The organism is Streptomyces sp. NPDC003300 (assembly GCF_040610915.1).
In the GTDB taxonomy this organism is placed as follows: domain Bacteria; phylum Actinomycetota; class Actinomycetes; order Streptomycetales; family Streptomycetaceae; genus Actinacidiphila.
This window is the reverse complement of the sequence record NZ_JBEXNE010000002.1, coordinates 468,800-482,049: the sequence shown is the minus strand read 5'-3', so window position 1 is coordinate 482,049 and position 13,250 is coordinate 468,800. Positions and strand designations below refer to the sequence as shown.

The window sequence follows — 13,250 nt, the reverse complement described above, 5'->3', positions numbered from 1 at the left end:
CCGGGTGCCCGGCGGCCGGGTCAGGTCTTCTTGCGGAAGCGCGCCACCGCCAGCGGCATCGTCACCGCGGTGATGCCGACCGACCAGGCCAGCGTGATCAGCACCGGGTGGGTGACCGAGCCGCCGTTGATCAGCCCGCGGGCCGCGTCGGCCAGGTTGGACAGCGGGTTGACCTTGGTGAAGCCCTCCAGCCAGCCGGGCATGGTGGTCGGCGGCGCGAAGATCGAGCTGCCGAACTGAAGGGGCATCAGCACCAGCATGGCGACGCCCTGGACCGCCTGGGGCGTCTTCATGGCCAGGCCCAGCAGGATGAAGATCCACATCAGGGAGGCGCCGAACACCGCCGACAGGGCGATGGCCCCGAACAGGTGCAGGACATCGGTGTGGATGGACAGGCCGAGCGCGAAGCCCATGCCCAGCAGGATCGCGATGGCGATCATCATCCGGCCCATCTCGACGACGATCTTCGCGATGAGCACCGAGGACCGCGCGATCGGCATCGTGCGGAAGCGGTCCATGACCCCCTTGCGGAAGTCGTCGTTGACCCCGCTGCCGACGGCCATGGAGATGTTCATGCCCATCATGGCCATCAGGCCGGGGATCACGTAGTTCACGTACTCCTGCTGGTTGCCCTTGCCCGCCACCGCGCCGCCGAAGACGTACACGAACAGCAGGGTGAAGATGACGGGCATCAGGACCGCGTCGAACATCGACTCCGGGTCCTGCTTGATCTGGAGCATGTTGCGGCGCGCGAGCGCGCCGATGTGCCGGAGGTTGGCCCGCAGGCCGATCCGTCCCTCACCGGTGGCCGCTGCCTTCGCGGGCGCGGTGACCGTCGCCGTAGCCGCGCTCATGCCGCGACCTCCACTTCGTTCTTGTCGTCGATCCGGGTGTCCTCGTCCGGCCGGGCGTCGGGCTGGCCCGCGCCGTCGTCGGACTTCTTGCCGGTGATGGCGAGGAAGACCTCGTCCAGGCTGGGCAGGTGGGTGCCGATGTGCGCGATGGAGAAACCGCGGGTGCCCAGCAGGCCGACCACGGCGGTCAGTTGCTCGTCGCTGAGGATCGGCACGCTCACCACGCCGTCCTCGCGGTCGGCGGTGGCGCCCGCCACCCCGTCGAGTCCGGCGCCGGAGATCGCCTCGGCCATCGCCGCCACCATCGAGGGCTCGCTCGGCCGGATCACCAGGGTGCGCCCGCCGACCTTCGCCTTCAGCTCCTCCACCCGGCCGTTGGCGATCACCCGGCCGCGGTCGATGACCGTCAGCTCGTTGGCGAGCTGCTCGGCCTCCTCCATGTACTGGGTGGTGAGCAGGACGGTCGCGCCCTCGGAGACCATCCGCTGGACCTCGGCCCACACCTCGTTACGGGTGCGGGGGTCCAGGCCGGTGGTCGGCTCGTCCAGGTAGAGCACCGCCGGGTTGCCGATCATGCTGGCCGCCAGGTCGAGGCGGCGGCGCATGCCGCCCGAGTACTCCTGGGCCGGGCGCTTGGCGGCCTCGGTGAGCGAGAAGCGCTCCAGCAGCTCGTTGGCGCGGGCCTTGGCGTCCTTGCCGGACAGGTCGAGCAGCCGCCCGATCATGTACAGGTTCTCCCGGCCGGACAGCTTCTCGTCCACCGAGGCGTACTGGCCGGTCAGGCCGATCACCCGGCGGAGCTGCCGGGGCTGCTTGAGCACGTCGTATCCGGCGACCCACGCCGAGCCCGCGTCGGGCTGGACCAGCGTGGACAGCACGCGCACCAGGGTGGTCTTGCCCGCTCCGTTCGGGCCGAGCACGCCGAGTACGGTGCCCTGGCGGACATCGAGATCCACCCCGTCGAGGGCCTTGGTCTCACCGTAGTGCTTGACCAGACCCCGTACCTCTACGGCGGAGTGCCCGCCGCCGTCAGTCAGTCGCTTCGTCATGCCGACAACAATGGCGGGCGCCGCTGACACCGCGCCGACATCGCGCCGACAGCCGGGGACCGACCGTATCGGTGGCGTGTCAGCGACCTGTCAGCGACCGGTCACCGACCGGTCACCGATCGGTCGGTAATGCTAGAGCGGCACGCTGACCAGCAGTGTTCCGTCCGCCGCCCGGATCTCGAAGCGGCTGATCGAGTCCTTGTGCAGTCCTGCGGCGCCGTGCACGGTCAGCGGTCGCGGCTGGGCGTCCGTGCCGTAACCGGTCTCCGGCACCGCCCAGGTGGCCACCGTCTGGCCGTTGCCGTCCAGCGCGACCGCGACCAGGCGGCACGTCTGCGGGCCGCGCACGCCCGTCAGCCGCAGGTCCACCACGCTGCCCCAGCCCTTGTCCGCGATGCCGACGGTCGCCCTGACGCCGGTCTCCGGGTTGGTCGCGGAGCGCTGGTCGGACGCGAAGGCCCCGGCGGCCGGGCGCCCGCCGCCGTCGTCGGTGGCCAGCACCGCGACCAGCGGTCCGCCGACCACCAGCACCGCCACGGCGGCCACCGCGGCCAGCCGCCGCCGCTTGCGCGCCCCGCGCTCGCGCGCCACCTGGTCCAGCAGCCGCCCGAGCATCGCGTCACCGCCGGGCGGGTGCGCGAAGGCGACGCCGTCCTCGCGCATCTCGTGGAGCACCGGCAGCAGCCCGCTCAGCTCGTCCAGCTCCCGGCCGCAGCTCTCGCACTCGGCCAGGTGCTCCTCGAAGCGGGTCATCTCCGCTTCGTCCAGCGCCCCGAGCAGATAGGCGCCCACATCGACGTGCGGTGTCATGAAGTGGTCACCCCTCTCTCCTCCAGCGCGTTCCGCAGGGCTCGCAGCGCGTAGAACACCCGCGACCGTACGGTGCCCTGCGGCAGTCCCAGTTCGTCCGCCGCCTCGTTGACCGTACGGCCGCGGAAGTATGTCTCGACCAGCACCTCGCGGTGCGCGTCCGACAGGTCCCGCAGGGCGTCGGAGATGGTCATCAGCCGCAGCGACCGTTCCAGCTCGTCCCTGGCGGGGAGCAGGTCGAGCGCGGCGGGCGAGGTCTCCGGCGGCCGGGAGCCGCGGCTGCGGTGGCCGTCGATCACGATCCGCCGGGCCACCGTCACCAGCCAGGGCCGCAGTGAACGGGCCGCCGGGTCGAGCTTGGCCGCGCTCTTCCAGGCCCGCAGCAGCGTCTCCTGCACCACGTCCTCGGCCAGGAACCGGTCGCCCGCGACGAGCCGCAGCACATAGGCGTAGAGCGCGCCCGCGTGCTCGCGGTACAGCGCCCGCATCAGCTCCTCCTCCGGAGCCGACACCGGCGGTTCCGGCGGTTCCGGCGGCCCGGGGGCGCCGGGAGGTGGTCCGTCCACGGCGGCATCCTGCCGTACCCGCTGCCGTGGGTCGAGTTCGCCCGTGCCGGGACCCATGCCGACCTCCTCCCGTTCCGCGCCGCTCCCCTCCCCGTATACGGACGCCGGGCCCGGATGACTCAGGCCGTTCCGGACAAAACCGTTCCGGACGGGAACGCGGGCAAGAACGCGGGCAAGTTTTCGGACGGAAACGAGAAGGGCGGCGCACCCGGCAGAACCGGGGCGCCGCCCTGCGCTGACGGGCGCGGGATCAGGGGAAGGGGATCAGTGGAAGGTGTGCTCCTCGGCGGGGAAGGCGCCGCCCACGACGTCCTCGGCGAAGGACTTGGCGGCGTCGCCGAGCACGCGGCGCAGATCGGCGTACTGCTTGGTGAAGCGCGGCACCTTGCCGCCGGTGAGCCCGGCCATGTCGGTCCAGACCAGCACCTGGGCGTCGGTGTCGGGGCCCGCCCCGATGCCGATGGTGGGGATCTGGAGCGAGCGGGTGACCTCGGCCGCCACCTCGGCGGGGACGAGTTCGAGGACGACGGCGAAGGCGCCGGCCTCCTGCGCGGCCTTGGCGTCCTGGACGAGCCGGTGGGCGGCCTCGTCACCGCGGCCCTGCACGCGGTAGCCCATGGTGTTCACGGACTGCGGGGTCAGGCCCAGGTGCGCCATGACCGGGATACCGGCCCGGACGATCGCCTCGGTCTGGGCCAGGGAGCGCTCGCCGCCCTCCAGCTTGACCGCGCCGACCCCGGCCTCCTTGATCAGCCGGGTGGCGCTGCGCAGGGCCTGCACGGGACCTTCCTGGTACGCGCCGAAGGTCAGGTCGCCGACGATCAGCGCGCGGCTGGTGCCGCGTACGACGGCGGAGGCCAGGATCGTCATCTCGTCCATGGTGACCGGGACGGTGGTCTCGTAGCCGAGGTGACAGTTGCCCATCGAGTCGCCGACCAGCATGACCGGGATACCGGCCTCGTCGAAGACCGACGCGGTCATCGCGTCGTAGGCGGTGAGCATGGGCCACTTCTCGCCGCGCTCCTTGGCCAGGGCCAGGTCGCGGACGGTGATACGACGGGTGCCGGTGCCCCCGTAGAGCGCCTTGGGGTGGTCGGCGGGCTGGGCGCCGGGCGTGCCGGTCGCGGTCGTGCCCTGGCCGGCCTGGGAGTCACGGCCCTGCGCGCGGGCAGCCGAAAGCTGCGTCATGGTGACGGCTCCTTCAGTCATCTCGAGGCGCCCTGACGGCGTCCCCGGATCCCTTCCATGCTGGCACGGCTCGCCCGGTCCGGAAAGAGGGGGCACGTTTTTGCCGCCCCTTTACGATACGAGACGGGATCGTATCGAATAAGACCTTAGGCTGACCTCCATGGCCGACAACTCGATAACCGCCCCGCCGTCCCACGTGCCGGAGGCGATCCACCGCCGCCGCTGGGCGATTCTCACCGTGCTGCTGTTCAGCCTCCTCGTGGTGGTGCTGGACAACTCGATCCTCAACGTGGCGATGAAGACCATCGCCCAGCCCTCACCCACCGGCCTCGGCGCCTCGCAGAGCCAGCTCGAATGGGCGATCAACTCCTACACCCTGGTCTTCGCGGGCCTGCTGTTCACCGCCGGCCTGCTCGGCGACCGCCTCGGCCGCAAGAAGGTCCTGCTCTTCGGCATGGTCGTGTTCGGCGCCGGCTCCGCGCTGTCCGCGTTCTCCGGCTCCGCGGGCGAACTGATCGGCTACCGCGCGGTGATGGGCCTCGGCGGCGCCTTCATCATGCCCGCCACCCTGGCGATCATCATGAACGTCTTCGAGCGCAAGGAGCAGCCCAAGGCGATCGGCATCTGGACCGGCGTGGTCGGCCTCGCCATCGCCATCGGCCCGATCACCGGCGGTGCGCTGCTCGAACACTTCTGGTGGGGCTCGGTCTTCCTGATCAACGTGCCGATCGTGATCGCCGCGATCGTCGCCATGTTCATCCTGGTGCCCGACTCGCGCGACCCGCGCCCCGGCCGCCTCGACCCGGTCGGTGTGGTGCTCTCCATCGTCGGCCTGGTCCTGCTGATCTACGGCATCATCAAGGGCGGCCAGTTCGGCGACTTCACCAAGCCCGAGGTGTGGGCCACGATCGTCGGCGGCCTCGTCGTCCTCGGCGCCTTCGTGCTGTTCGAGAAGCGCAGCGACCACCCGGCCTTCGACGTCACCTACTTCAAGGACCGCCGCTTCTCCGCCTCCGTCGCGGCCATCGGCCTGGTCTTCTTCGCCCTGATGGGCGTCACCTTCTTCATCGTCTTCTACACCCAGACCGTGCGCGGCTACAGCCCGCTCAAGACCGGTCTGCTGCTGCTCCCGCTGGCCGCCGCGCAGATGGTCTTCGCGCCGCGCGCCCGGCTGGTGGTCGACCGCTTCGGGGCGCGCGCGGTGTGCACCGCGGGCCTGACCCTCACCGCGATCTCCTTCCTCGGCTTCCTGCTGCTCGGCCAGTCCACGCCGATCTGGGTGCTGGAAGTGCTGTTCTTCCTGATGGGTACGGCGATGGCGCACGTCATGCCGCCCGCCACCGTCATGATCATGTCGTCGCTGCCGCGCGAGAAGGCGGGCTCCGGGTCCGCGGTCAACAACACTTTCCGGCAGGTCGGCGGGGCGATCGGCGTCGCGGTCCTCGGCTCGGTGCTGTCCACCGTCTACCGCAACGGCATCGACGACCACCTCGACGTCCTGCCCGCCGGCGCGCGGCACTCGGCGGGGGAGTCCATCCAGGCCACCATCGGGATCGCGGAGAAGCTCGGCCCCAAGGGCCAGTCGCTGATCCAGCCCGCGAACGACGCCTTCATCCACGCCATGCACATCACCGCCGCGTGCTCGGCCGCGGTCGCCCTGGTCGGCGCCGTCGTCACCCTGGTCTTCCTGCCCGCCAAGGAGCGGGTCGGACAGGCGCCCGACGCCGCGGCGGAGCCGGAGAAGGTGGGTGCCGAGCAGTGATCGACCCTCCCAGTACGTCGGCCGCGCGGCGCGGTCGCCCGCGCTCCGCGGCCGTCGACGGCGCGGTCATCGAGACCGTGCTGCGGCTGATCGCCGAGGGCACCTCGCTGTCCGAGCTGTCCATGGAGGGCATCGCGCGGGAGGCCGGGGTCGGCAAGGCCACGGTCTACCGCCGCTGGCCGGGCAAGGAGGCGCTGCTGATCGACGTGCTCGCCACGGTCGACTCCCACCCGCTGCCCGAACTGCCCGGCACGTCCTTCCGTGACGATCTGATCGTCGCGGTCGAGTCGATACGGCGGCGCGGTGTGGCCAAGCGGGAGTCCGCGCTGATGCGGACGATGCTGACCGAGGCGCAGAGCAGCCCCGATCTGTGGCGCTGCTACCACGACACGGTCATCGCCACCCGCCGTGAGGCGCTGGCCCAACTGCTGCGGCGCGGCATGGCCGACGGCGACATCCGGCCGGAACTGGGCAGGGACGTCGAGCTGCTGGTCGACTTCGTGACCGGACCGATGCTGGCGCGCTCCACGCTCCGGCCGGACGCCGAACTGTCGCCCGACCTCACCGAACGGCTGGTCGATCTGCTGCTCGACGGGATGCGCCCACGCGGCTGACCAGCGGCGGGGCGTACGGGAGTACACGGGGGCGCGGGGGATCTCCACCGCGCCCCCCACATATGTCCTCCGTGTCCCCGTCGTGTCACAGGTGGGGCCGATGCGGTGGGTGAAGGAACCCGCCGCACCCCGCTGTCCGTCGGTTCTCATAACGATCCCCTAAGGTCGGCAGAGCACCCGGCAAGGCAGTGAGGACCCTCATGACCCAGGCGCAGAGCGGCACGGACGCGACCACGGACGGCAGCGCCATGCCGCCCAGGAACGCCTCCGGAGCCCGCGCCCGGTTCCGTCACTGGTGGCAGCCCGAAGGCATGTGGCGGCGCGGCGTCATTCTCGCCGTCGTCGCCGTCCTCGTGGCCGTCCTGCTGCTCGTGCACGCCGACCTGCCCAACCGGATCGGCAACCTCGGCAGTCTGCTGGAGACCTTCCTGCCCTGGATCGGCCTGGCCGTGCCGGTGCTGCTGGTGGCCGCCGTGCTGCGGCGCTCCACGACCGCGCTGATCGCCCTGCTGCTGCCGTCGGTGATCTGGCTCAACCTCTTCGGCGGCCTGGTCACCGACAAGACGTCCTCCGGCGGCGATCTGACGGTGCTCACCCACAATGTGAACGCCGAGAACCCGGACCCCGACGGCACCGCCAAGGACGTCATCGCGGCCGGCGCCGACATCGTCGCCCTGGAGGAACTGGCCGAGAGCCAGGCGCCCCGCTACGCGCGCGACCTCGCCGCCGCCTACCCGTACCACTCGGTGCAGGGCACGGTCGGGCTGTGGAGCAAGTACCCGCTGTCCGGGGTGCGCACGGTGGACATCAAGATGGGGTGGACCCGCGCCATGCGGGCAGCGGTGAAGACCCCGGACGGCCAGGTCGCGGTGTACGTGGCGCATCTGCCGTCCGTGCGGGTGAAGTTCAACGCCGGATTCACCGCGGGACAGCGCGACAACGCGGCCGACGCGCTCGGCCGGGCCATCGCGGACGAGAACCTGCACAGCGTGGTGCTGCTCGGCGACCTCAACGGCACCATGAACGACCGGGCGCTGGCCTCGGTCACCTCGCAGATGCGCTCCACGCAGGGCGCGGCGGGCAACGGCTTCGGCTTCAGCTGGCCCGCGTCCTTCCCGATGGCCAGGATCGACCAGATCATGGTCAAGGGCATCGAGCCCAAGGCGTCCTGGACCCTGCCGAAGACCGGCAGCGACCACCTCCCGGTCGCCGCCCGCCTCCAGGTGCCGTAGCCCCTCCGCACACGGCTTTCCCGCGGCTCGGCGCGCTCCGCCGGATGGCGCACCGAGGTGGCGGCGCGGCGGCGGTTGCGCGAGCGTGACCCGCAGGTGCTCGTCGCCGGCGCCCGGTCCGCTGCCGTGAGGGTGTCGCCATGCAAGAACCGATGTCCGCCGCCGCGCGCAGACGCGGGTGGCGTGAGTGGCTTTCCCCCGCCCGGGCCGCCGTCGCCGCCGGGTGGTGCCTGCTGTCCGTCGCGGGCGTGTGGCTGGTGCAGCGCCTGGTGCGGGTCTCGATGATCGACGTGATGGTCTACCGGGCGGCGGGCTGGACGGTACGCACCGGCGGCGACCTGTACTCGCTGCGCGCCGACGGACTGCCGATGACGTATCCGCCGTTCGCGGGACTGCTGTTCGTCCCGCTGACCTGGCTGGACGTGGGCGCCATGCGCACCGCCGCGACCGTGGCGAATCTGCTGCTCGCGGTGGCCTTCGCCGCCCTGTCGCTGCGGCTGGTCGACCGGCGGCCGACCGTGGCGTCCGCGCTGCTCCTGACCGCGCTGGTGGTGTGGTGCGAGCCGGTCTGGGCGACCCTGCGCTACGGGCAGGTCAATCTGCTGCTCGCCGTGCTGGTGCTGGCCGACCTCACCTGCCGGGCCGACCGCAGGTGGGCGGGGGTCGGCATCGGCATCGCCGCGGGCATCAAGCTCACCCCGGTGCTGTTCGTCGCGCTGCTCGCCCTGGCCGCCTTCACCACCCGCGGGCGCGGCACCCCGTATCTGCGCCGCGCGTCGGTCGCGGCCGGGACCTTCGCGGCCACCGTCGGAGTCGCCGCGCTGGCCCTCCCGCACGACTCGGTCCGCTACTGGACCCAGGACGTCTTCTCGCCCGACCGCGCCGGTTACGCCGAAGAGGTCGCCAACCAGTCGCTGCGCGGCGTCCTGGCCCGGCTGACGCACAGCGGCGACCCCGGCACGCTCTGGCTCTGCGTCGCGCTCGCCGTCGCCCTCGCGGGACTGGCCGTCGCGGTGGGCGCGCTCACGGCCGGGGACCGGCTGCCGTTCGCCGCCGCCTGGGCCGCGGTCTCCTGCGGTGTGACGGCCCTCCTGGTCAGCCCGGTGTCGTGGACCCACCACTGGGTCTGGGCGGTGCCCATGGCTGTGCTGCTCGTCGCCGAGGGGGTACGCCGCCACGACCGGCGGTGGGTCTGGGGCGCGGCGGCGGCCGTCCTGGTGTTCTGCTCGTACGCGCTCTGGGCCCTCCCGCACGGCCGGGGACGCCCCGAACTGCGCGAGAACCCCGCCCAGATGCTCCTCGCGGCCTGCTACCCGCTGGCCGGGCTCGCCTTCCTCGCCGTCGCGGGCCGCGTGGTGACCACGGCGCTGCGCACCGAGTCCCCGCCCCCGGCCCGCGCGGCGCGCTCCCGCGGAGCCCGCCTCAGGTCCCGTACAGCCGGCTCACGTTCGCCCGCGGGGCGGGCCGGGAAGCGGCGGCCCGCCCCGCGGCGAAGCCGGTCAGCAGATTCTCCGTGACCTTGGTGACGAACGTCCGGGTGCGCTCGTCCATGCCGTGGTCGCGGCCCATCAGACCGGTGCCCGCCATCAGCCCCTCGACCCAGCGCATCGTCCCGGTGGCGAAGACGCCCGCGCCGCCGGGCACCGTGTAGTACGCCGAGTCCGAGTGGCTGGCGCGGCCGTCGCACACCAGCGGCGAGTGGGCGACGACCTCGATCGGCGCCGGGGTCGGACAGCCGGGGTCCACCCGGTCGTACTCGACGCCGACCAGGTGCGCGAAGCGGTCGCCCCGCGCGGCGCCGGTGCCCGCGAAGAGCCAGTGGTCTGCGCTCTCCACCACGTACGGGGCGTCGGTCGGATACCCCTCGTAGATGACGCCGGTCAGCGAGGACTCGGGGTCGGGGGCGGGCCGGGCGCGGAAGTCGTTGGTCGGCTTCGCCGGGTCGCGCGCGAGGCCGGGGTCGCTCTGATAGTCGGTCTTGTAGCAGACCACGGTGCGCGGTTCGCCGCCCCGGACGGCTTCGAGGCGGATCCGCCGGAAGCAGGTGTTCGCGCCGAGGAAGACCAGATTGGTGCCCGCGTCCCGCGCCGCCGTGACGTGCGCGCGCTGCTCCGGCGTCCAGTACTCGTCGTGGCCGAGCGCCACGGCCGTGGTCGCGCCGCGCAGCACGCCGGGGTCGCGGTGGACGTCGATCCCCGTCGTGTACGCCAGCGGCAGCCCGAGCCGCTCGGCGAGGACCACCAGGGCGCGCTCGTACACCAGGAACTTCTCGGCGCCGTTCTTCGCGTACGGCCGGTCGAACGACACGGCAAGCGACCGGTCTCCGTAGCGGCCGTCCCGGCCGTTGTAGAGGCTGTAGCCGCCCCAGTCGTTGTACGCCTGCCAGGTCGCGGGCGCGTGCATGATCAGGGTCCGGCCGGTGGCCGCGGTCGAGCGGACCACGAGCGGGACGTACCGCTGATGGCCGTCGTCGGAGGTGAGCAGCAGCAGATAGGCGCCCTCGGGCCAGCCGTCGGTGGGGACGTCGAGGCCGCGCTCCCAGCCCGCCGTCACGGTCCTGGTGGACCCGGACGTCCTGGGCCCCGGCTGCCGGTGCCCCGCCGTCCGCGGCGACGTCCACACCCGCGTGGCCTGCGACCCGCCGTACCAGCCGACCCGGTAGGCGGCGACGCGGAAGCCGGGCGCGGTCGTCGACACGTACAGCCCCACGCGCTCACCGGGCCGGACGCTGACCCTGTCGGCGTACCCCTCGATCGCGTCCGGCGGTCCCAGCGAGCGGATCCGCCAGTCGTCGGTGCCCGCCCGCCGGACGGGGGTGGGGCCGCTGGTGGGGGTGCGGCGCACCGCGGCGGAGCCGCTGTCGCACCCGGCCGCCGCCGCGCCGACCACCCCGGCGACGGCCGCGTGAAGCACGCGCCGCCGGGCCGGACCGGGCGGCGCGCCGTCGTCCGCGGGACGGGCGTACGGGCCGGGCGGCGGGCCCTGGGCGCCCGGCTGGGGCGCCGGGCCCTTCGCGGCCGGGTGCTCGCGTTCGTCGTCCACTTCCGCGTCCCCTTCTCGGTGCGCCGGGCGCTGGGGCGCGGCTCGGCTCCGTCAGGACGATCCTGCGCGTGATCCGGCCGCCCGCGGCTCCGGCGCGCCGAACGCGGCGGTCACCGGGCGGTGTTGGTCAGCTCTGCTCGCCCTCGCGCCAGCGGTTGGTGATCGGCAGCCTGCGGTCCTTGCCGAAGCCCTTCGCGGAGATCTTCGTGCCCGGCGGGTACTGCCGCCGCTTGTACTCGGCGGTGTCGGTCAGCTTGAGGATACGCGTGACCAACTCGGCGTCGAAGCCCGCCGCGATGATCGCCTCGCGGCCCTGGTCCCGGTCGACGTACATCTCCAGGACCCGGTCGAGGACGTCGTAGTCCGGCAGTGAGTCGGTGTCGACCTGGCCGGGGCGCAGCTCCGCGCTCGGCGGCTTCGCGATCGAGTTCTCCGGGATCGGCGGGGTCTCGCCGCGCGCCTCGGCGTCGGCGTTGCGCCAGCGCGCCAGCCGGAAGACGGTCGTCTTGTAGACGTCCTTGATCGGGCCGTACGCGCCGACCGAGTCGCCGTACAGCGTCGAGTACCCCACCGCCAGCTCGCTCTTGTTGCCCGGCGCGAGCACGATCTGGCCCTCCTGGTTGGAGATCCCCATCAGCGTGACGCCGCGCAGCCGTGACTGGAGGTTCTCCTCGGCGAGGCCGGTCAGCGACAGCGACGCCATGTAGGCGTCGAACATCGGGGCGATCGACACCGTACGGAGATTGAGGCCGGTCCTGCGGGCCAGCTCCGCCGCGTCGCCCTTGGAGTGGTCCGAGGAGTACGCCGACGGCATCGACACGCCGTACACGTTCGCCGCGCCGATCGCGTCGACCGCGATGGCGGCCACCAGGGCCGAGTCGATGCCGCCGGACAGACCGATCAGCACCGAGCGGAAGCCGTTCTTCTCGACGTACGCGCGCAGGCCGGTGACCAGCGCGCCGTAGATCTCGGCGTCGTCGGTCAGCCGCTCGGCCTCGCCGCCGGTGAACTCCGCCGGATACGGTTCGACCGGCGTCTCGGAGAGCGTCACATGGCGGATCTCCAGGCCGTCGGCCACCCGCCCGGACGGCGCCCGCCCGGGCGCGGCGGGCAGGTCGAGGTCGAGCAGCACGCACTCCTCGGCGAACTGCGGGGCCCGCGCGATCACCTCGCCGTCCTCGCCGACGACGATCGTGTCACCGTCGAAGACCAGCTCGTCCTGGCCGCCGACCATCGCCAGATACGCCAGCGTGCAGCCCGCCTCCCGCGCGCGCCTGCGCACCAGGTCCAGACGCGTGTCGTCCTTGTCCCGCTCGTACGGCGACGCGTTGACCGACAGCAGCAGACCGGCGCCGGCCGCGCGGGCCGCCGGGACCCGGCCGCCGTCCTGCCACAGGTCCTCGCAGATCGCCAGCGCCACGTCCACGCCCCGCACCCGGATCACCGGCATGGTGTCGCCCGGCACGAAGTACCGGAATTCGTCGAAGACCCCGTAGTTGGGCAGGTGGTGCTTGGCGAAGCGCAGCGCCACCTCGCCGCCGTGCAGCACCGCCGCGCAGTTCTGCGGCGCCCCCGCGGGCTGCCCGAACCTCGGCCGCGCGTTCTCGCTGCGGCCCAGATACCCCACGACCACCGGCAGCTCGCCCAGGCCCTCGTCGGCCAGCCGCTTCGCCAGCGCCACCAGGGCCGCGCGGCTCGCGTCCACGAACGAGGCGCGCAGCGCCAGATCCTCCACCGGGTACCCGGTGAGCATCATCTCGGGAAACGCCGCCAGGTGCGCTCCGCGCGCGGACGCGTGATGGGCCCAGCGCACGACGGTCTCGGTGTTCCCGGCGATGTCGCCGACGCGGGAGTCGATCTGATTCAGGGCGAGGCGTAGTTGAGGCATGGCCTCATCTTAATCGTCAATGCGACGAGATGTCGCCCGGGGTGCCCGTGCCCAGGGGGTCGGCCCCGAAGGGGCGCGGGGAACCGCGCGGCCACCGCCCGGCCACCTCGCGGTGCAGGGCAGGCCCCAAGGGGCGCGGGGAACCGCGCGCTCAGCCACCGTGCTCCCGCAGGTCACCACCGGCCCCCGCGGGGCGGATCGGTTGTCTCCGGGCCACCGGCCCGTTGTGGCTGGCCGCGCGGTTC

General features: G+C 72.5%; 11 protein-coding genes. 4 read left to right on the top strand and 7 right to left on the bottom strand.

Features of this window, described 5'->3' with window-relative positions; genetic code table 11:
* Window positions 1-20: 20 nt before the first annotated feature.
* The 5 genes from ABZX65_RS04600 to panB all read right to left on the bottom strand — a co-directional run bounded on the left by ABZX65_RS04600 (window position 21) and on the right by panB (window position 4,467).
* On the bottom strand, window positions 21-854 hold the full coding sequence (locus ABZX65_RS04600) for an ABC transporter permease (protein ID WP_188280623.1): 834 nt from the start codon (window positions 852-854) through the stop codon (window positions 21-23).
* Window positions 851-1,903 (bottom strand): ATP-binding cassette domain-containing protein, encoded by a 1,053-nt coding sequence (locus ABZX65_RS04595; RefSeq protein WP_355334499.1) that lies wholly within the window; start codon window positions 1,901-1,903, stop codon window positions 851-853. Before ABZX65_RS04595 ends, ABZX65_RS04600 begins: the two co-directional genes overlap by 4 nt.
* A gap of 132 nt (window positions 1,904-2,035) precedes the next feature.
* A complete protein-coding gene (locus ABZX65_RS04590) occupies window positions 2,036-2,713 on the bottom strand; it encodes a zf-HC2 domain-containing protein (protein WP_355334496.1) in 678 nt (225 codons plus the stop codon).
* Window positions 2,710-3,336, bottom strand: coding sequence for a sigma-70 family RNA polymerase sigma factor (locus ABZX65_RS04585; protein ID WP_355334493.1), 627 nt, complete (start codon window positions 3,334-3,336; stop codon window positions 2,710-2,712). Before ABZX65_RS04585 ends, ABZX65_RS04590 begins: the two co-directional genes overlap by 4 nt.
* Before the next feature lie 207 nt (window positions 3,337-3,543).
* Window positions 3,544-4,467 carry a 3-methyl-2-oxobutanoate hydroxymethyltransferase gene (panB, locus tag ABZX65_RS04580; protein ID WP_355334490.1) on the bottom strand — a complete coding sequence of 308 codons (924 nt, stop codon included), beginning with the start codon at window positions 4,465-4,467 and terminating at the stop codon, window positions 3,544-3,546.
* A 160-nt stretch (window positions 4,468-4,627) separates the two neighbouring features.
* Here panB and ABZX65_RS04575 point away from each other — a divergent pair, with 160 nt between their 5' ends.
* From ABZX65_RS04575 to ABZX65_RS04560, 4 genes are all read left to right on the top strand, one after another.
* Entirely contained in the window at window positions 4,628-6,229 is a 1,602-nt protein-coding gene (locus ABZX65_RS04575; RefSeq protein WP_355334487.1) for an MFS transporter, read from the top strand.
* Window positions 6,226-6,843, top strand: coding sequence for a TetR/AcrR family transcriptional regulator (locus tag ABZX65_RS04570; protein WP_355334485.1), 618 nt, complete (start codon window positions 6,226-6,228; stop codon window positions 6,841-6,843). Before ABZX65_RS04575 ends, ABZX65_RS04570 begins: the two co-directional genes overlap by 4 nt.
* A gap of 200 nt (window positions 6,844-7,043) precedes the next feature.
* Entirely contained in the window at window positions 7,044-8,075 is a 1,032-nt protein-coding gene (locus ABZX65_RS04565; RefSeq protein ID WP_355334483.1) for an endonuclease/exonuclease/phosphatase family protein, read from the top strand.
* 140 nt (window positions 8,076-8,215) lie between these two features.
* Complete coding sequence (locus tag ABZX65_RS04560; RefSeq protein WP_355334480.1) at window positions 8,216-9,592, top strand: glycosyltransferase 87 family protein; 1,377 nt, start codon at window positions 8,216-8,218, stop codon at window positions 9,590-9,592.
* On the opposite strand, the gene ABZX65_RS04555 is transcribed toward ABZX65_RS04560, so the two are convergent.
* Together ABZX65_RS04555 and ABZX65_RS04550 are read right to left on the bottom strand one after the other, a co-directional pair.
* Window positions 9,498-10,919: a N,N-dimethylformamidase beta subunit family domain-containing protein gene (locus ABZX65_RS04555; protein WP_355334734.1), complete on the bottom strand. Its 1,422-nt coding sequence runs from the start codon at window positions 10,917-10,919 to the stop codon at window positions 9,498-9,500. The two genes, ABZX65_RS04560 and ABZX65_RS04555, sit on opposite strands and share 95 nt — an antisense overlap.
* A 325-nt stretch (window positions 10,920-11,244) precedes the next feature.
* Window positions 11,245-13,005, bottom strand: a complete 1,761-nt coding sequence (locus ABZX65_RS04550; RefSeq protein WP_355334477.1) for an NAD+ synthase — start codon at window positions 13,003-13,005, stop codon at window positions 11,245-11,247.
* Window positions 13,006-13,250 lie beyond the last annotated feature (245 nt).